Below are 19,041 nucleotides of genomic sequence, written 5' to 3'. Positions count from 1 at the left end.
CCCAGGTCGAGGCAGAGAAGAACAGACCGGAAGGAAAAGAGGCGGCGTGCACCTCAAGACGTTGACGGTCAAGGGATTCAAATCTTTCGCATCAGCAACTTCCTTCGAATTCGAGCCCGGCGTCACCGCGGTCGTCGGACCGAACGGTTCGGGGAAATCGAATGTTGTGGACGCCCTGTCCTGGGTTATGGGGGAACAGGGTGCGAAGTCGTTGCGCGGCGGAAAAATGGAAGATGTGATCTTCGCTGGTACCTCCGGTCGGGCCCCGCTCGGTCGCGCCCATGTCTCTCTGACAATCGACAACGCCGATGGCGCTCTGCCCATTGAGTATTCCGAAGTCACGATCTCGCGGACGCTGTTCCGCACCGGTGGCTCCGAGTACGCGATCAACGGGAACTCATGTCGCCTTCTCGATATCCAGGAGCTGCTCTCGGACTCGGGTCTGGGCAGGGAAATGCACGTTATCGTGGGGCAAGGCCAGCTTGACCGCATTCTTCACGCGACCCCGGAAGAACGGCGAGGTTTCATCGAAGAAGCCTCAGGCGTTCTCAAACACCGGCGCCGCAAGGAGAAGACTCTTCGCAAACTCGCGTCCATGGAAACGAACGTTTCCCGTCTCGAAGATCTGACGGGTGAAATAGGGCGTCAACTGACTCCGCTGGGACGGCAAGCCAAGGTCGCGCGACGAGCGCAGAGGATCCAGCACGATGTCCGTGATGCGAGGGCCCGTATCTATGCGGACGACTGGGTTCAGGCCTCCACCGCGCTCGACACGGACGCGGATGAGCTCCAGAAGGTCCGGGAGCAGCTCAAGGCCCGGGAGTCTGCGCACGAGCAGGTGTCTCGGAGGATCGCCGAATTGGAGGCGGAAGCTTCGCGGGTGAGTCCAGAGGTTACGCGCGCGCGAGATACCTGGTACGCATTGTCCCAGCTCCGGGAGCGTTTCGAGTCTTTGACCCAACTCGCGCAGGAGCGGTTGAGAACCCAATCGACGCCCGTGGGACGTGCGCATCTTCGCGACCCCGAGCGGCTCCAAGAGAACGCGGATCGGATCGCCTCCGACCTTGAGGCAGCGGATGCAGCCCTGGTCGAAGCGCGCGCGAGGCATGAAGAATACGGAAAACTTCGTCTGGACCGGGAAGAGGAAGCCCGAACCGCAGAAGAGCACCATGCGAACCTTCTCGCCGCGGCCGCCGAGCAACGCGAGAACATCGCTTCGCTTCGGGGCAAAATGGCCACGGCGAGATCTGAACACGAGACGCTGACCGCTCGGCGCGAGGAACAGGAACGCGAAGTCGAGGCGATTCGTCAGCGTCTCGAGGATTACCGCGTCGAATTGGAGCGACAAACCGAAGTTTCCGGGCCGACTGAGGAAGATACCTCGACTGCCTCGGAAGCATCGGATGCCGCCCACGCTGCCACCGAAAGGAGCCAAACGGCCCTGGATGCCGCGGCGACGGAACTGAATTCGGTCCGTCGCGAGCACGACGCCGCCCGGGCTCGTGTAGAGGCCCTGAAAGAATCCATGCCGGCCGCGGACGCTACGGAGGCGATCCTCGAAAGGTTCCGTGAACAGACCTCGCGAGTTCGCGAGCAGCTTGCGGTGGACCCCGAATCCGCGGCGGCCGTATCGACCGCATTGGGACCGGTTGCTGATGGGCTCGCCCTCTCGGAAACAGAGGATTTCGGGACCATCTTGGATGAAGCGCGCGCTGCCGGCCTCGGCGTCCTGAGCCTGATGCTGGGCCCAACCAGCCAGGTGGGGGACGTTGGGACAAAAGGTCATGAGGCATTCGGGGAATACCTCGGGGCGCTGAAGTCCGATGGTGTCGTCGACGTGACCTGGGCGCCTCAGGCCATTGCCGGAGGGCGACTCGCGGACGAGGCACGCTCACTCTTGCGTCGGTGCGCGCTTGTCCCCGACGCGAGGTCAGCCGCACAGCTGCGTGAGCGGTTCATCGATGATGCGGAGCATGGTGTCGTTCTCCCTGAAGCCTGGCGGATAGTCGCTTCGGACGGAACCGTGGTCGAGGAACAGCAAGTTCGCGGGGGAAGCGCCGAGGGCGCATCAGGGCTCGAGATCTCCGCGCGGATCGAAGCGGCACAGGCACGTGTCGACGAGCTCGGCCGCGTCTATGCGTCGGCCGAGAGGGCACACCGTGAAGCCTCCGAAGAACACCGTCGAGTTCGCGATGAGGCACGCGCCGCTCGCGAAGAATTCGCGCGCATCAGCCGCGAGTCCACCGCGAGCGCTGCCGCTTTGTCGAGGGCGAGGACCTTGGTCTCCTCGACGGAAGAGGAAGTCGAACAGGCGCTTCGCCGGTTGGATGAGCTCAAAGCAAGGGAACCGGAGGTCGCCGACCGGCTCAAACAGGCCGTGGGCGCTGTCTCGGCCGCATTGGAACTTCAGGACCACGATGGGGGTCAGGCCCTGGAACGGGCCGAGAAAATGCGCAATGAGGCTGCGGACGAGGCCAAAGCAGCGAGATCACGGGAGACCGAGGCCCTACTCGGCCTGCGTGGTGCTCAGGGACAGATTGACCAGTTGAAGCAGAGGTACGACGCCGCGTTGCGCTCGGTGGCTTCCGAACGCGCCGCACACGCCGAAGTCGAACGGCAGGAGAAACAGAGGAAGGCAAAATACGCCGCGACGAGCCGGGTGCTGGCGATGATCGGCACCGTGAGGGAACGCATTGAAGCTTCCCTGAATGTCGCCCAGGATGAGCGTGAACGAGTCCAGACGCGTCGGGCCGGCATCGAGTCTCGCCTGGCCGAAGGGCGCGAAGAAGAGAAGAAGATCCGCGACGAGTTGGATTCGACGCGTTCCAAGGCGCACTCGGGAGAACTCGAGCGAGCGACTCGGGAGGCCAAACTCGAATCTCTCAGAGAGACGATTCTCGAAGAGCTGAGCCTCACGGCGGAAACGCTCGTCTCGGATTACGGGCCGCACCTTCCGATTCCCGTGCTCGACGACGCCGGCGAGGTAGAGGGGGAGGAACCCTTTGTCCGAGAAGTTCAGGAAAAGCGTCTGGCCAAGGCTCGTAAAGACCTCAAAGCGCTGGGCAAGGTCAACCCTCTGGCGCTCGAGGAATTCGCGGCCTTGGAGGAACGCCACACGTACTTGGTGCAGCAGCTCGAGGACCTCAAAGCCTCGCGCTCGGACCTCGAAGAGATCATTCGTGACGTGGACGATCATGTCAGGCAGGTTTTCACCCAGGCCTTCCACGACACTCAGGAGCAATTCGTCCGGGTCTTCTCAACACTTTTCCCGGGTGGCGAGGGAAAACTAGTCCTGACCGATCCGAGCGACATGTTGACGACGGGCATCGAGGTTCACGCCAAGCCGGCCGGCAAAAAGGTCAAAAGGTTGTCTCTGCTCTCGGGCGGCGAGCGCTCGTTGACAGCAATAGCGATGTTGGTTGCGATCTTCAAGGCTCGGCCGTCGCCGTTCTACGTGATGGATGAGGTCGAAGCGGCACTGGACGATCGTAATCTCGGGCGGCTTCTGACGATCCTCAAAGAGCTGCAGGTTAGTTCGCAGCTGATCATCATTACACACCAGAAACGAACTATGGAGATCGCCGACGCCCTGTACGGCGTCTCGATGCGCGGCGACGGCATCACCCAGGTGATTTCGCAAAAACTCGCCGACTTGCGGTGATCGTCGCCGAGTGGGGTGCGGTCCTCAACCGGATTGCGGGAATGACGTGCGCGGGGTCAGGAAGAAGACGAGCGCCGCGATTCCGAGAAGTGCGCCGGAGATTCCGAAAGCCGGGCCGAAGCCTACTCGGTCAACGACGGCGCCGAGAATCACGGGCGCGATGATCTGCCCCACGTCGGCACACGCCTGATATGCGGACATGACGTTTCCGCCCGACCGGCGCGATCCCACGACGTCGGTCAGGGTCGCTTGCATGGACGGGGTGTACAAGCCGGTGCTGAGCCCTGCCATGAGGCACAGGATCCAAAAGACCCACGGCCCCGGAGAAAGACCGACGATCCCGGTGAGAACCGCCGAGAAGGAAAGGCCGAGGATCAGCAGAGGCTTGCGTCCCCATCGGTCGGAGAGCCCGCCGAAAATGATCTGGGCCAGCGCCGATCCTCCCGCGAAGATACCCAATGCGATACCGGCGATACTCGCCCCGGAGCCGAAGCCTTGGGCCGGCGCCCCCACCGAAGCCGCCAGCCCAGTGGCCAACAGAGGAATGATGGCGACTCGCGCACCGAGATTAGCCCAACCATGGGCGAAACTCGTGACGAGCAGTGAGCGATAGCTGCCGATGGATAGGGCTTCGGGGAATTTCATCGGCAGCATGACGGAACCGGTATCCGTGGTGGCATCCGCGGGGCGTAGTTTCCACGCGGCGACCACGATGGCCAGAAGCAGCGCGAGGGCGTAGATGATGAAGGGCGCCCTGAGGCCCCACGTGGCGGTCAGGCTGCCGATGACGGGACCCATGATGCTTCCGAGCATGAACGAGGTCGCGTAGTATCCCGAGACCTTGGCTCGAATGGTTGGAGGAGCGAGACGCGCAATCAGACCCATCGCGGAGATGGAGAACATGACCGAACCGATGCCGCCAAGTCCTCTCAGGATCACCAACAGCGCATAGTTGGGCGCGAAAGCGGTGATGGCAGAGGACAACGCGACGACGGCTAGTCCTGTCAGATAGGTGCGGCGTTCACCGATGCGGGACATGATGGGTCCCGCGGCAGGTGCCCAGGCGACCCGCATGAGGGCGAAAGCCGACATGACGGCTCCGGCTGCCGCGGCCCCTACACCGAATGATGTCGCAAATTGGGGCAGAACGGGAGCCACGACCCCGTATCCAGCGGCGATCACGAACGCGGCGACGACCAACACCTTCAGATCGGTCGGAACCGGAGGCCGAGGCAAAGACCGTCTGCCGCTTTCGCGGATGCTCTCGCCACCGGTGGGCCCATCAATATGGGGTTCGCTTTCGGGAGGTTCGGCAGTCACGGAAAGCACCTTACCCGTAGCGGAATCTCCGGGCGAACGGGGAAGCGTCCACAAGCCGCTGCCTGGATGCGGCGGCATGTGGCAAGCTGGAAACGTGAACGACACACTGATCCTGATCCTGTACATCTTGGCCGGCGTCGTGGTCCTCGGCGGCCTGGCTTTCGTGTTTCTCAAAGGCCCCAAGGCGCCAAAGGGCGGCTACCCCGAAACCCGGGACAAGGACGACGCGGCACCTCCCGTCGAAGAAGAAGCCCGACCGCAGTACGAAACGCCCGCACCGGTCGCCGGACGGCTTCAAAGGCTTCGCGCGCGTCTGGCCCGGTCCAACTCGATGCTCGGCAAAGGCCTGCTTGCTTTGTTGTCGAGCGAGAAAATTGACCAGGACGTCTGGGACGAAATCGAGGAAACCCTCCTCATGGCCGACCTCGGCTCTGAACCGTCACAGCGGTTGGTCGAAGCCCTGCAAACCCGCGTTCGCATCGAAGGCACAGATGATCCGTCCCGCGTTAAAACCATGTTGCGCGAGGAACTGCTCAAAATCGTCGACCCCACCATGGACCGTGAGCTCGGCCTTGACGGCAGCGGCGACAACCCTGGCGTGGTCCTCGTCGTCGGCGTCAACGGCGTCGGCAAGACCACGACAGTCGGCAAGCTTGCCCGTGTGATGGTCGCCGAGGAGAAAACCCTCTTGCTCGGGGCAGCCGATACGTTCCGTGCTGCCGCGGCCGACCAGCTCGAGACCTGGGGGAAACGCGTCGGCGTCGATACCGTCCGCTCCCAGACCGAGGGCGCCGACCCAGCTTCGGTGGCTTTCGAATCTGCCAGCGAGGCCAAGAAACGCGGCGTCGATACACTGATGGTCGATACCGCGGGGAGGCTGCAGAACAAGGCTGGGCTCATGGACCAGCTCGGAAAGGTCAAGCGCGTCGTCGAAAAGGTGTCGCCTGTTACCGAGGTTCTGCTTGTGATCGACGCTACGACCGGCCAGAACGGGATGGTCCAAGCGAAAGTCTTCGCCGAGGTCGTGAATATCACGGGGATTGTCCTGACCAAATTGGACGGTACAGCCAAGGGCGGAATCGTCGTGGCGATCCAGAATGAGCTTGGTGTACCCGTCAAACTTGTCGGTCTCGGGGAGGGACCGGACGATTTGGCGCCTTTCGATCCTGAAGGTTTCGTCGAGGCGCTCATCGACTGAAACACAGCCACGTCACTGTATGACGGTGCGACGGCCCGGCAGATCCGCAGACGTGCGGCATCGGCCGGGCCTTTCGTTCATCTGCCCGAAACACGATGAAATGAGCTGGCAACGTTCGGAACCCTGCCGTTACACCCTCGAAACTCGGCGTGAAGGAACCCGAAACACAGCGAGTGGAAACTGATTCTTGTACCAATCAGCCGAGGATCCGCATCCTGGATCCCACTCGCGAAAGGGAAACGGCCGTGGACCAACTGACAGCAAGCGACGTGTGGACCGTCATTGCCGCCGCACTCGTCCTGCTCATGACGCCGGGCCTTGCGTTCTTCTACGGAGGCATGACCCGGGTCAAAGCAGCGCTCAACATGATGATGATGAGCTTCATCTCTATCGGGCTGGTGGGCGTCGTCTGGGTTCTGTGGGGATCCTCGATGTCCAGCGGGAAGAATATGATCCCGGGCGTCGTCGGCAGTCCGTTTGCGGACTTCGGCCTCGGCGCTTCACTGGATTCCGGCGACCTCATGGCCGCGGGTTTCTCCGCGACTTTCGCGATCATCACGGTCGCCCTCATCTCGGGAGCGATCGCTGACCGAGCGAAATTCGGAACCTGGTGTGTATTCGTTCCTCTCTGGATCACCCTTGTTTACGCGCCCTTGGCTTTCATGGTCTGGGCCGATGGCGGACTCTTCACGGCGGAGGGAGCGATCGGTTCCGTTCTGGGTGAGGCGATCGACTTCGCGGGCGGACTGGTCGTTCACATCAACGCCGGCGTCGCGGGCCTTGTCCTGTGCCTGATTCTCGGCGTACGCCGAGGATTCGGGAAGGACCCCAACCAGCGACCGCATAACCTGCCCTTCGTGATGCTCGGTGCTGCGTTGCTGTGGTTCGGGTGGTTCGGTTTCAACGCGGGCGCAGCGGCCGACGCCACTCAGGCCGGATTGATCTGGATCAATACCCTGGTATGCCCCGCGGCCGCAATGCTCGGGTGGCTGCTCGTGGAACGTCTGAGGGACGGTCACGCGACGTCACTGGGTTCCGCATCCGGGATCGTTGCCGGGCTCGTGGCCATCACCCCGGCGTGCGCGAATGTCGATCCCGGCTGGGCGATTGTGCTCGGAATCATCGCGGGAATGGCGTGTGCACTGGCGGTCGGGTTGAAGTACCGCTTCGGCTACGACGACTCGTTGGACGTCGTAGGAGTTCACCTGGTCGCGGGGATCATCGGCACCGTGGCCCTCGGGTTCATTGCAACACCGTCGACAGGAAATGCGGGTCTGTTTTACGGGGGAGGCGTGGACCAACTCATTGCCCAGGTGGTCGCTACCGTCATCACCGTCGCTTACACGGCGATCATGACCTTCGTGATCGCCATGGTCCTGAAGAAGACCATTGGCTTCCGGGTTAGTGAAGAAGAGGAAGTCCAAGGCATTGACTTGGCATCCCACGCCGAGACGGCATACGCCTTCGTCTCTGGAACGTCGGGGCAGATCGGCGTCCGAAGCTGATTCGCCGTAGCGACCGAAGCACCACCTCATGCCGCAAGAGCATCCGATGAAAGGCACACATGAAACTCGTCACTGCAATTGTCCGCCCGGAGCAATACGAATCCGTCAAGGAAGCACTCGAAGCATTCGGGATACACGGCATGACCGTCTCCGAAACCGCAGGATACGGCAGACAAAAGGGCCACACCGAGGTCTACCGGGGTGCCGAATACACCGTGGATCTATTGCCCAAGGTCAGGCTGGAAATCCTGGCTACGGAGCAGCAAGCCATCGATGTCGTTGAGGTCATCGTCTCCTCGGCCAATACTGGGACCACGGGAGACGGGAAAGTCTGGATCCAACCCATCGAAGAGATTGTACGAGTGCGCACAGGAGAACGTGGGGAGCAAGCCATCTGAGACACTGCGGCGGCTGGCCGGACGGACAGTTCGCGGTGTGGAAACTATGCCGCTGGGCGAGGTGACCGGTGCTAGTCTTGTAAGCCGACCGACCAACCGAGGCCGGCGGTGTCCCGCGGACACCGCTCCCGGAGACCACAGCACCGAAACGACTGCACCGAAAGTAGACCACTTCACGTGTTCAATTCTCTGTCCGACCGCCTAGCATCGACCTTCAAGAACCTGCGCGGCAAAGGCCGCCTCTCCGAAGCCGACGTCGATGCCACCGTCCGCGAAATCCGGCGTGCCCTTCTCGACGCCGACGTCGCGGTACCGGTGGTGCGAGCATTCGCGGCCTCGATCAAGGAACGAGCAACAGGCAGCGAAGTCTCGGAAGCTCTGAACCCTGCTCAGCAGGTCGTCAAGATCGTCAACGAGGAGCTCCAGGGCATTCTCGGTGGCGAGACCCGTCGCATCAACATGGCCAAGACCGGTCCGACGATCATCATGTTGGCCGGTCTCCAGGGCTCCGGCAAGACCACTTTCGCCGGAAAACTCGGCAAATGGCTCACCGCCCAGGGGCACAAGCCCATGCTCGTTGCCTCCGACCTCCAACGCCCCAACGCGGTCACACAGCTCAAGGTCGTCGGTGAACGCGCAGGTGTCCCGGTCTTTGCCCCGCACCCCGGCACCACGAGCGAGTTCGACGACCCCACGGGGGACCCGGTCCAGGTGGCCCGCGACGGCGTGACGACCGCGCGTGCCAAGCTGCACGATGTCGTCATTGTCGATACCGCTGGCCGACTCGGTGTGGACCAGGAACTCATGAAGCAAGCGCGCGATATTCGCGACGCGATCGTGCCGAATGAAGTCCTTTTTGTCATCGACGCGATGATCGGGCAGGACGCGGTCAATACTGCGCTCGCCTTCAACGAGGGCGTGGACTTCACCGGCGTGGTGCTGTCCAAGCTCGACGGCGATGCTCGTGGCGGCGCTGCCCTGTCGGTTGCCTCAGTGACCGGCAAGCCCATCATGTTCGCCTCGACCGGCGAGAACGTCGGGGATATCGAGCAGTTCCACCCGGATCGCATGGCTAGCCGCATCCTGGACATGGGCGACGTGCTGACCTTGATCGAACAGGCGGAAGCCAGTTGGGACAAGGCTGAGGCCGACAGAATGGCCAAGAAGTTCCAGGACCGTGAGGACTTCACGTTCGAGGACTTCCTGTCCCAGATGCAGCAGATCCGCAAAATGGGATCGATGAAGAAGATGCTGATGATGATGCCGGGCGCTGCCCAGATGCGTCAGCAGCTGGAGAATTTCGACGACCGCGAGATCGATCGCGTCGAGGCCATCGTCCGGTCGATGACCCCGCATGAACGAGTTGCGCCCAAGATTATCAACGGTTCCCGGCGTGCCCGTATCGCGCGTGGCTCCGGCGTGACCGTCTCCGAAGTCAACCAGCTCATGGAACGGTTCGGCCAGGCCCAAAAGCTCATGAAACGCATGGCTTCCGGCCAGGGCGTTCCCGGTATGCCGGGTGGTATGCCCGGTATGGGTGGGTCAGGCGGCCCCAAGAAGAACCGCAAGGCCGTCAAAGGCAAGAATGCGAAAAAGGGACGTTCGGGCAACCCGGCCAAGCGCGAGGCAGAGCTCAAGGGCCAGACGCAGAAGCCAGCTCAGAAGAACGGCTCGAGTTTCGGGAAACAAGAGGGTTTCGACATGGACTCCATGAATTTGCCCAAGGGCTTTGAGAAATTCCTCGGGGACAAGTAGACCTGTAAATATGGCTGATACTTACTTGTCCGATGAAGACTTCCGGGCGTTCGTCGCCTCGCTTCCGCGCCGGCGCCTTGCCGCCGGGGCACTGATCACGGACGAGTCGGATCGCTTGCTGATCGTCAAGCCGAATTACAAAGACGGCTGGTCCCTGCCCGGGGGCACAGTTGAGGCAGGCGAATCTCCGCAGGAGGGATGCTTCCGGGAAGTCCTCGAGGAAGTGGGTCTGGAACTTCCCTGGGGCAGAATGCTTCTGGTCTTCCACGGCCTGAACATGGGCGACTGGGGAGATTCGGCATATTTCATCTATGATGGCGGCGTCGTATCCTCCGACGCACCCATTGAATTGCAAGAAGAAGAGTTGACGGAATACAAGTTCGTTGAATTCAACGCGTTGGATTCTTACCTCAGTGGCGGTTTCTCCGAACGACTGCGGCAAGCGCACTCGGTTCGGGGAACCGAGGCCGTCATCGAACTCAGCTCGAACCAATGGAATTAAGCTCGGATTCTCGGGCCATCGGTCCAGAATCGCGGGTACCGTGATAAGCACCAACGATACGTAAGGACAGGCGCAACGTGACCGACGACCATCGCACTGACCGGACCCCGAACCAGGACGGAATCTCCTGGCAGTGGGTCCCCGTGCGCTTGGATCTTCATCGACGACTGACCGAGACCCCTGAAGGCGGCGTCGTTGTGACCGGCGCCGGAGCAGACGCCGAGCGCGAGCGGATTCTGAAGCTCATTCGCGAACAGTCCGTTCCTGCGCTGTACACGACCGGCGACAACAACCTGCGCCTCATGGTGCCTGTTCATATCCGCGGGGAGATTACTCACGTGGCCCGAGCGGATGAACACGGTCAGCTGAGTCTGGGTGGGGAACTGGGCGAGTTCATGGAAACGATCCTGGCCTTCCCAGGACTGGAATACGCGTCCTGGCAGACCGGTGACGGTATAACCCATACGCCGAGCGCAGTCGGAATGTTCGAGACTTCATCACGGACCCTTCGGCAGGCCATCCGCTCCATACAACCGGAAGGCTGGTTCGAGATCGCCTCATCGGGCGAGCGCTGGGTCGTCGTGACTTGTGAATACTATGAAGACCTGCTCAGCCTCGTCGACGAATTGCCTCGGCGTGCGGTCGTCCTGGACACGGACGGGGAGCACCGGGCCGCGACTTTCTGCCCGACCGTCGGAGAGCCCATCACCCTCTCGTGGGGCCCTGTCCGCGGGGCGGTTTTCACGTATCCCTCGGATTCGCCCGCTGGGGCACTTCAGTCGGAGATCGCGGGACAGGAAGAGATCGAGGTCCGCGACGCAGCTCGAATCCGAGCCGTCGACAATCTGACGGAGGCCTTCGGGCTCGATCCGGTCAGCTCACGACGCCTCGAAAAGTACGCCGCCGACGACAATGGGCGATATGCCCCGGAATCTGTCCTGCAGCTCCTGGGCCTGTCCGACATGCCCGCCAAGATCATCGACGGCCGCAAATCCATGTCCGATCAGCCCGGATACGAGAAATTCGTTCCGGCGGACGAGGGCTCCGGCCAAAGTTCGGGCCCGAAGTCGGATCTGGAGGCCGCCTTGCGTCTGAGCAATTCCGTCAAACGCGGAGGCTGGGCCATCGCCACCGCAGCCGGCGTGGGTCTTGGGGCCTGGATTCTCCGCCGCAAAAAGTAGGCCCCGCGGTGTCACCGTCCGACAGGAGAGTCTGGGCCCTTCGCCGATGGCTCGATGACGACCGGAACCCGAATTGGAAACGACCGCGGCCCAGCTCGTCGCAACAACGGAACGATGTCCTTCTGGCGCTCCTGCTTGTTTGCACGAGCGTCTTGACCCTTACGCTCATGCAGAGTTTCGGAGGAGGCGCGGGAGACGGCCGACCGAGCACGGCCGCCTATATCGGCGCAGGGGTCACTCCGTTGTGTCTGGTGGTCCGTCGCCGTTTTCCTCTGATCACGTTGATCGTCGCGAGCGCGGTGTTCGTCCCCATGTTCTACATGGCGACCACCGTTTCTGTGTCCGTGGTTTTCCAAGTCAGTTACTTCACAGCGATTTACACGGCGGTGGCTTGGTCTCGGAGTCGGCGTGCCGTATGGGTCGTTAACCTGGTCGTGGTGGTCAGTTTCACCTCCTGGCTGATGCTCACATGGGTTGGCTCGGAGGACATCCTGCACGACCTTCAAGAAAACGGTGCTGAGCCCGCGGGGCCCTTTGACCCGGTTCTGGCCTATGCGGTCTACGCGACGGCCATCAATCTCGCTTACGTGTGTGGTGCGGCGGCCTTCGGCCGTGCGTCATGGCGCGCGGCGCTGCGGCGTTATCGTCTGGAGGGACAGGCTCGGACCATCAGAAGCCAGTCCCACCGTCTCGCCCAGAATGCAGTTGCGGAAGAACGCCTCCGCCTGGCCCGCGATCTCCATGACTCGATCGGACACCATTTCACCGGTGTGGGGCTTCAAGCTGGAGGAGCGCGTCGCATTCTTGCCGCCGGCGACGACGGCAGGACGGTGCGCCTCAACGAGGCGCAGTCGAAGCTTGTCAGGGATTCTTTGGAAGCCATCGAGACGAGCACGCGCGAGGGCATTGGGGAACTGCAAACCGTGCTCAGACTGCTGCGCGAATCCGACAACCGCGACGAGTACGTCGGAACTGTGACAGGCGAGAGCAAGACGATCCAGGATCTTCCTCAACTTGCGAAAAATTTCGAATCCATGGGGTTGAGGGTCCGACTATCCGTATCCGCCGAGGACGGGAAAACCCTTGAGGGGCCGGGTCTCTCGGCGATTCTTCACCACGGGGTCTATCGGATGGTCCAGGAATCACTGACCAACGTGCTCAAGCATTCCGATGCGACCGAGGCCCAAGTCCTGTTACGGGCGTCGTGGACAACCAACGAGCTCGAGGTCGAGGTGGCCGATCGTGGCAACCCTGTGCGTCCCGAGGACCACGGCCTGGCCCCCAGTACGGGCTCGGGCCTGCGTGGGGTGGAAGAACGCGCATCTGTTCTCGGCGGTAAAGCCGTCTACGGTCCGCTGACCCCATGGCCCGGTTGGAAGACCCGGTTCACGGTCCCACTTCATGATGCCCAACCGTCCCCCGAAAAGGAACCGGCATGATCCAACCGTTGCGGATATTCCTCGTCGACGACCAAACCGTGGTCCGCTCGGGATTTTCTCTCGTGCTCTCCGTCGAGCCTGGGATCGAGGTTGTGGGACAAGCGGCCAACGCTCAATCCGCGTTGGATCAATTGCGCGAGCAACCTGTAGACGTCGTGCTCATGGACATCCAGATGCCTGGAATGAGCGGTCTCACGGCCACCCGACATGTAGTCCAGGAGGGCCTCGGGAAGGTCATCATGCTCACGACCTTCGATCGTTCGGACTACCTCTTTGGCGCCTTGGAGGCCGGGGCGAGCGGTTTTCTCTTGAAGACTGCGAGCGCCGAAGACCTGGTGACGGCGATAGAAGCCGTGGCCGGCGGTCAGGCTCTGCTGAGCCCCGAAGTGACCCTCCCATTGATCCAACGCATCGTGGAGGAACCCTCGGGCTCCGGAGTGACAGACAAACCTCCCGCGGAGGAGTCTCAGCATCGAACCATGTATCCGGATGACCTTCTGGCGGTCGAAGCCCTTTCGCAGCGCGAAAAGGAAGTCCTGACCCTGATGGCCCAGGGGAAGTCGAACTCCGAGATTGCCGACGATCTCTTCCTCGGGTTGGCAACCGTCAAGACTCACGTGTCACGGATTTTCGCGAAAACCCGTAGCAGAGACCGTGTCCAGGCTGTCATCTTTGCCTACCGGACGGGCTTGGCCCAGCCGTCGTGAAGCTCCGGTCGTCCATCGCGTGACGCACCCGACGTCGGCGCCGGATTCCTCCTGCTGGTCAACCGTGGTTGCCTCTGGCATACTTGACGGGTACTCGATGTGCGCGGCCCCTCTCACCGTGCAGCATTTGGTCCGCAGGTTCCTGACTGACAACCCCGCCCCACGGGTAGCTGACGTAATAGGAACCGACCTTGTATAGATACAGGAGAGTCCACACAAGTGGCTGTAAAGATTCGTCTGAAGCGTCTGGGTAAGATCCGCGATCCCCGCTACCGTATTGTCGTTGCCGATTCCCGCACCAAGCGAGATGGCCGCGCAATCGAGGAGATCGGCATCTACCAGCCGACCGAGAACCCTTCACTGGTTGAGCTCAATTCCGAGCGTGCTCAGTACTGGCTGTCCGTCGGCGCTCAGCCGACCGAACAGGTTCTGGCACTGCTCAAATTGACCGGTGACTGGGCCAAGTTCAAGGGTGAGGGCAACGCAGAATCGACCGTCAAGCCGGTCGAGGCCAAGCCCGAGTTCCAGGTCCCGGAGAAGGATTCCGTGGTCATTCCCGAAGCCATCACTCCCAAGAGTGAAGAGAAGGCCGAGGCTGCTGAGTCTTCCACGGAAAAGGCCGATGAGGCCGAGACCAGCGAAGAGTCTGCTGAGTAATTATGCTTTCCGAAGCTCTGGAGCACCTCGTGCAGGGGATCGTTGATCATCCCGAAGACGTCGAAGTTCGCTCGCGTTCGGGCCGACGGGGTCAAACCCTCGAGGTCCGGGTCAATCCGGAAGATCTCGGACGCGTCATCGGGCGTGGTGGTCGAACGGCCAAGTCTGTTCGCACCGTGATCGGTGCCCTGGCTGACGGTGAGCAGGTTAGGGTCGACGTGATCGACACCGATCGGCGTCGATAGCATGCTTTGCGGCATTTAGTCGCGCTAACAGGCCCGTTTCCGCCCGTGTGGCGGAAGCGGGCCTGTTATATTTCCGGTGTACGGCGTGGGCCGTTCGCTGCCCATCAGGAAGGAGAAAGACGCGGTGCAGGTTCAGGTCGCAAGAATCGGTAAGCCTCACGGGATTAAAGGGGAAGTCACGGTTCAGCTGTACACGGATGATCCTTCGACGCGCCTGATCAAGGGGTCCGCAATCGAGGTTGAACCGTCGACCGTTCTGGCCCCGAACGGGTATCTAACGATCAACTCCGTCCGGTGGAACAAGAGCGTCATGATTCTCGGATTCGACGAGGTCAGGTCCCGGAACGATGCGGAAACGCTGCGCAACCACAAGCTCATGATGGAGACGGAGGGAGCGGAAGATACGGCGGGGTATTACGAGCACGAGCTCAAGGGCCTGGATGTTTACTCCGTACCCTCGCCGGAGGTCACCGAGCTGACTAACCGTATCGGCCGGGTTGCCGCTTTGACGACCGGACCGACACAGGATTTGCTGGTCGTCGAGCTCGAAGACGGCAGTGAGGCGCTCATTCCGTTCGTCGAAGAAATCGTGCCGGACGTGGATCTCGAGGACGGCTTCGTCGTGGTGTGCCCTCCGCCTGGTCTCCTTGAGCTGAACGTCGCCGACGAGGCCCCCGACGAGGCCGAAGGCGATTCCGAATGAATCCTCGTTACGATGTTCTGTCGATATTTCCCGAATACCTGCAACCTCTGGAGCTGTCCCTCATCGGCAAGGCTCGTCGTTCTGGGCTGTTGCATCTGTCTGTCCGTGACCTCCGGGAGTTCACCACTGATCGGCACCGCACCGTGGACGACACTCCTTACGGCGGTGGTGCCGGCATGGTCATGAAGGCCGAGCCATGGGCGCAGGCTTTCGAAGCCGTACTGGATGCGTCGCCTCAGTCTTCCCGAAGTTCCGACGATGCCGTTTCGGATGACGGCGCGGATCCGCGCCCGTTGCTGGTGGTCCCTTCTCCCGCTGGATCGGTCTTTACGCAACGCATGGCCGAAGATTTTGCGAGAGAAGAGCACGTAGTCTTCGCATGCGGCCGATACGAGGGTATCGATGAGCGCGTTCTCGAGTGGGCGGGTGAGAGATTCCGAGTCATGCCCGTGAGCCTTGGGGACTATGTGCTCAACGGGGGAGAGGTCGCGGTCTTGGCCATGATCGAAGCCACGGCGCGGTTGCTTCCCGGTGTGATCGGCAACCCCGAATCTCTGGTCGAAGAGTCCCACGCTGACGGTCTTTTGGAATATCCGGTTTACACCAAGCCGGCCGTGTGGCGTGACCGGGAGGTCCCGGAGATTCTTCTATCCGGAAATCACGCGGCAATCGCTCGAGCGCGGCGGGACTGGCAATTGGAGCGGACCGTACGACGGCGCCCGGACCTGATCGAATCCGTGCCTGCCTCCGGGTGGGACCGGAAAGACCGCGCGGTTCTCGAGGCCTTGGCGGTCGAACGTGACGAGAGCGATACGGAATAACCGCGGCCACGGTCCGTGTCTGTGGAACTAGCCTCTGGACTGTGGCAAAATGAAAAATTGCGCCGTCTCCGGGCACGCCCCTGCCGCAGGGGGAAGAGCGACCTGACGGAAGACGGCACCAAGACACCAATCATGTCTTGGCTGATACATCACTTCGGAAGCATTTTCGGGTCAATCCCGGAAGCCTCCGTCGTACCAATCAGTCGGTGGCCTGCGGCATCGATTGAGGAGAATATCGTCATGCAGACTCTGGATTTCATTGACCAGAAGAACCTCCGCACGGACATCCCGGACTTCGGCCCGGGTGACACCGTGGACGTTCACGTGAACATCATCGAGGGCAATCGCTCCCGTGTCCAGGTCTTCCGCGGTTACGTGGTTGGCCGACAGGGTGCGGGCGTTCGCGAGACCTTCACCGTTCGCAAGGTCTCCTTCGGTGTAGGCGTGGAGCGTACGTTCCCGGTTCACTCCCCGATCTTCGACAAGATCGAGGTCCAGAGCCGCGGTGACGTTCGTCGCGCCAAGCTGTACTACATGCGTGACCGTCACGGCAAGGCTGCGCGTATCCGCGAGAAGCGCGACAACGCATAAGGTTCTTGACGAACCCGTCGCAGGCCGTTGCTACGGCCGCAGACTCGAAGCGCCGGCTCCCGTGGGGGAGCCGGCGCTTGGTCGTGGTGGCCCTAGTCATAGCCGTCCTGATCATGGTCCTCGTCCGAGGCTTGCTTCTCGAGGTCTTCTACATTCCCTCTGCTTCCATGGAGCCGACGCTCCAAGAACACGATCGTGTCGCAGTATGGCGTCCGGGCAGCAATCATCCGAATCGCGGCGACATCGTCGTCTTTGACGGAACCGGATCTCTTGCTCCTTACGACTCCGGCGCCAACAAGCTCACGGACACTATTGGCGAAATCGGCTCGTGGCTCGGTGTCGGGACTCGTCAAGGCGTGTACGTCAAGAGAGTGATCGGTGTACCTGGTGATCACGTGCACTGTTGCGCGGCCGACGGCCGCATCACCGTCAACGGGCAACCCAAGGATGAGCCTTACATCATGCAGGGCGACGCACCATCCGGGACCAGATTCGACGTCGTCGTGCCTGAGGGCAGGATGTGGGTCATGGGCGACCACCGCTCGGATTCCAACGATTCCAGGTCTTTGATTGCTGCCCCGGGCGGCGGTCTGATCAAGACGGACAAGATCATTGGGCGGCCCGTCGCCGTGATCTGGCCACTGAACCGGATATCCCAAATTGATCGCTGAGCGCGAGGGCGGTCAGTAGACTAAACCCAGACCATAGCAAGTGAGAGAAGGACACCTCTATGACACCTGGCCAGCATTCCGCATCCGGTGAGCCCGCGGACGGATCCCCGGACTCGGTGCAACCTTCCTCCCATGCGGCACGGGACAAGAAGGGAAAAGAAGAACCCCAGGGCCTCTGGCCAAAGATCAAGGAAGTACTGCTGGTCATCGTCTATGCGTTGATCATCGCTTTCATCGTCAAAACGTTCCTGATTCGCGGTTTCTACATCCCCTCGGGGTCCATGGAAAACACGTTGGAGCTCAACGACAGAATTTTCGTCAACGTCGCGGGAAACTACTTCAATGACCCCAAACGCGGCGACATCGTGGTCTTCAAGGACACACAGCACTGGATTCCGGAGAACCAGAACCCTGCGAGTACCAATCCTGTGCGCGAGGCGCTGTCCTTCGTTGGGGTGCTTCCAGATTCGTCACAGAATTACCTCATCAAACGAGTCATCGGGCAAGGCGGTGATCACGTCAGCTGCTGCTCTTCCGATGGGAAGGTCGAGGTCAATGGAAAGCCTATTGACGAGTCCTCGTACCTCTATCCGGGAGCACAACCCTCGGATTTCCCGTTCGATGTGACTGTCCCGGATGGTGAGTACTTCGTCATGGGTGATCACCGTAATGCCTCGGCCGACTCTCGTTACCACATCCAAGAGGGCAATGAATTCGTGAAGAAGAAGGACATCGAAGGACGAGCATTCACGATCGCTTGGCCGGTGAGCCGCTGGACGTGGTTGTCTACCCCGGACGATGTCTTCAAAGACATCCCCAGTTCCGAGGCGAGCCACGGCGGCCAATGATGACCACGAACAAGACGTCAGCTTACGCTGCGGGCGCCGACCTCAGTGTTGAACGACGTCTTTTTGGTCAGGGGCACCTCGGCGTCATCGGGATGGACGAGGTCGGGCGCGGCTCACTGGCCGGTCCCGTGACCGTTGGTGCCTCGTGGGTCCCTGCTGATGCGGTGCTGGAAGTCCCGGGCCTCACGGACAGCAAGGTGCTCAGCGCCCCGAGGCGTGAAGCGATGGTCCCTGCTATCAGGTCGTGGATTCATGTTGAGACTGGATCGTCTTCACCCGAGGAAATCGACGCGCTCGGTATGACACAGGCGTTGCGGCTCGCGGGTTTACGCGCGATGAACAAGGTGGCCCTCGCCGTCGGTGAGGACCGTATGAACTCTTCGGCCGTACTGTTGGACGGAAAACACGACTGGTTGACTCGTGTGGCGGATCTGCTGTCCTTGACGGAGCCGGATCCCGTGACTGAGCGCATGGACGGCGCCGTCGGGTGGGAATTGCCAGTGACAATGCAGGTCAAGGGTGATTACCGGTGCGCGAGCATTGCCGCGGCGAGTGTGGTTGCCAAGGTCGAGCGTGATTCGGCGATGCAGTCGCTGGCGCTGAAGTATCCCGCCTACGGTTGGGAGGGGAACAAGGGTTATGGCTCTTCGTCTCATCGTGCGGCCCTGGACGCCGATGGTCCGTGTGCGCTGCATCGTCTCTCGTGGTCTTTGGGCGTGTCGTCGGAGCAGTTGCGGGCGGCCTGGGGCAGCCGAGGCTGACCCGGTTGTTCTTTCTTGGCGATCGTGTTGGATCGTCCACCGAAGTCTGGTTGCCATGAATGTGTGTGACTTCTCCAC

At 61.4% G+C, this 19,041-nt stretch carries 18 protein-coding genes; 17 read left to right on the top strand and 1 reads right to left on the bottom strand.

The window, feature by feature from the left end; genetic code table 11:
• Positions 1 to 46 precede the first annotated feature (46 nt).
• Positions 47 to 3,661, top strand: a complete 3,615-nt coding sequence (smc, locus tag EWR20_RS06575) for a chromosome segregation protein SMC (protein WP_129359813.1) — start codon at positions 47 to 49, stop codon at positions 3,659 to 3,661.
• A 24-nt stretch (positions 3,662 to 3,685) separates the two neighbouring features.
• Here smc and EWR20_RS06570 read toward each other — a convergent pair whose 3' ends face one another.
• Positions 3,686 to 4,981, bottom strand: coding sequence for an MFS transporter (locus EWR20_RS06570; RefSeq protein WP_165000978.1), 1,296 nt, complete (start codon positions 4,979 to 4,981; stop codon positions 3,686 to 3,688).
• A 94-nt stretch (positions 4,982 to 5,075) separates the two neighbouring features.
• Between EWR20_RS06570 and ftsY the strand changes: the two genes are divergently transcribed.
• The 16 genes from ftsY to EWR20_RS06490 all read left to right on the top strand — a co-directional run bounded on the left by ftsY (position 5,076) and on the right by EWR20_RS06490 (position 18,963).
• Positions 5,076 to 6,179, top strand: a complete 1,104-nt coding sequence (ftsY, locus tag EWR20_RS06565; protein WP_129359811.1) for a signal recognition particle-docking protein FtsY — start codon at positions 5,076 to 5,078, stop codon at positions 6,177 to 6,179.
• A gap of 245 nt (positions 6,180 to 6,424) precedes the next feature.
• Positions 6,425 to 7,684: an ammonium transporter gene (locus EWR20_RS06560; protein WP_255411250.1), complete on the top strand. Its 1,260-nt coding sequence runs from the start codon at positions 6,425 to 6,427 to the stop codon at positions 7,682 to 7,684.
• A 59-nt stretch (positions 7,685 to 7,743) separates the two neighbouring features.
• Positions 7,744 to 8,082: a P-II family nitrogen regulator gene (locus EWR20_RS06555; RefSeq protein WP_129359810.1), complete on the top strand. Its 339-nt coding sequence runs from the start codon at positions 7,744 to 7,746 to the stop codon at positions 8,080 to 8,082.
• A 177-nt stretch (positions 8,083 to 8,259) separates the two neighbouring features.
• Complete coding sequence (gene ffh / locus EWR20_RS06550; protein ID WP_129359809.1) at positions 8,260 to 9,837, top strand: signal recognition particle protein; 1,578 nt, start codon at positions 8,260 to 8,262, stop codon at positions 9,835 to 9,837.
• A 10-nt stretch (positions 9,838 to 9,847) separates the two neighbouring features.
• Entirely contained in the window at positions 9,848 to 10,339 is a 492-nt protein-coding gene (locus tag EWR20_RS06545) for an NUDIX domain-containing protein (RefSeq protein WP_129359808.1), read from the top strand.
• 77 nt (positions 10,340 to 10,416) lie between these two features.
• On the top strand, positions 10,417 to 11,520 hold the full coding sequence (locus tag EWR20_RS06540; protein WP_129359807.1) for a hypothetical protein: 1,104 nt from the start codon (positions 10,417 to 10,419) through the stop codon (positions 11,518 to 11,520).
• Between the two features lie 167 nt (positions 11,521 to 11,687).
• A complete protein-coding gene (locus EWR20_RS06535; protein ID WP_129359806.1) occupies positions 11,688 to 12,959 on the top strand; it encodes a sensor histidine kinase in 1,272 nt (423 codons plus the stop codon).
• On the top strand, positions 12,956 to 13,666 hold the full coding sequence (locus EWR20_RS06530) for a response regulator transcription factor (RefSeq protein ID WP_129359805.1): 711 nt from the start codon (positions 12,956 to 12,958) through the stop codon (positions 13,664 to 13,666). Before EWR20_RS06535 ends, EWR20_RS06530 begins: the two co-directional genes overlap by 4 nt.
• A gap of 219 nt (positions 13,667 to 13,885) precedes the next feature.
• On the top strand, positions 13,886 to 14,323 hold the full coding sequence (rpsP, locus tag EWR20_RS06525) for a 30S ribosomal protein S16 (protein ID WP_129359804.1): 438 nt from the start codon (positions 13,886 to 13,888) through the stop codon (positions 14,321 to 14,323).
• Positions 14,324 to 14,325: 2 nt separating this feature from the next.
• Positions 14,326 to 14,568: an RNA-binding protein gene (locus EWR20_RS06520; RefSeq protein ID WP_129359803.1), complete on the top strand. Its 243-nt coding sequence runs from the start codon at positions 14,326 to 14,328 to the stop codon at positions 14,566 to 14,568.
• A 124-nt stretch (positions 14,569 to 14,692) separates the two neighbouring features.
• Positions 14,693 to 15,271, top strand: coding sequence for a ribosome maturation factor RimM (gene rimM / locus EWR20_RS06515; protein ID WP_129359802.1), 579 nt, complete (start codon positions 14,693 to 14,695; stop codon positions 15,269 to 15,271).
• The gene (gene trmD, locus EWR20_RS06510; protein ID WP_129359801.1) at positions 15,268 to 16,092 is read left to right on the top strand and encodes a tRNA (guanosine(37)-N1)-methyltransferase TrmD; all 825 of its coding nucleotides are present in this window, start codon (positions 15,268 to 15,270) and stop codon (positions 16,090 to 16,092) included. The genes rimM and trmD overlap by 4 nt, the downstream gene beginning before the upstream one ends.
• Positions 16,093 to 16,332: 240 nt before the next feature.
• Positions 16,333 to 16,683, top strand: a complete 351-nt coding sequence (gene rplS / locus EWR20_RS06505; protein ID WP_129359800.1) for a 50S ribosomal protein L19 — start codon at positions 16,333 to 16,335, stop codon at positions 16,681 to 16,683.
• 5 nt (positions 16,684 to 16,688) lie between these two features.
• Positions 16,689 to 17,354: a signal peptidase I gene (gene lepB, locus EWR20_RS06500; RefSeq protein WP_371811955.1), complete on the top strand. Its 666-nt coding sequence runs from the start codon at positions 16,689 to 16,691 to the stop codon at positions 17,352 to 17,354.
• A 59-nt stretch (positions 17,355 to 17,413) separates the two neighbouring features.
• Positions 17,414 to 18,202 (top strand): signal peptidase I, encoded by a 789-nt coding sequence (gene lepB, locus EWR20_RS06495; RefSeq protein ID WP_129359799.1) that lies wholly within the window; start codon positions 17,414 to 17,416, stop codon positions 18,200 to 18,202.
• Entirely contained in the window at positions 18,199 to 18,963 is a 765-nt protein-coding gene (locus EWR20_RS06490; protein WP_238147619.1) for a ribonuclease HII, read from the top strand. Before lepB (EWR20_RS06495) ends, EWR20_RS06490 begins: the two co-directional genes overlap by 4 nt.
• Positions 18,964 to 19,041: the final 78 nt, after the last annotated feature.

It is taken from the genome of Rothia uropygioeca (assembly GCF_004136585.1).
GTDB lineage: Bacteria > Actinomycetota > Actinomycetes > Actinomycetales > Micrococcaceae > Rothia.
This window is presented reverse-complemented; position numbering and strand designations above follow the sequence as displayed.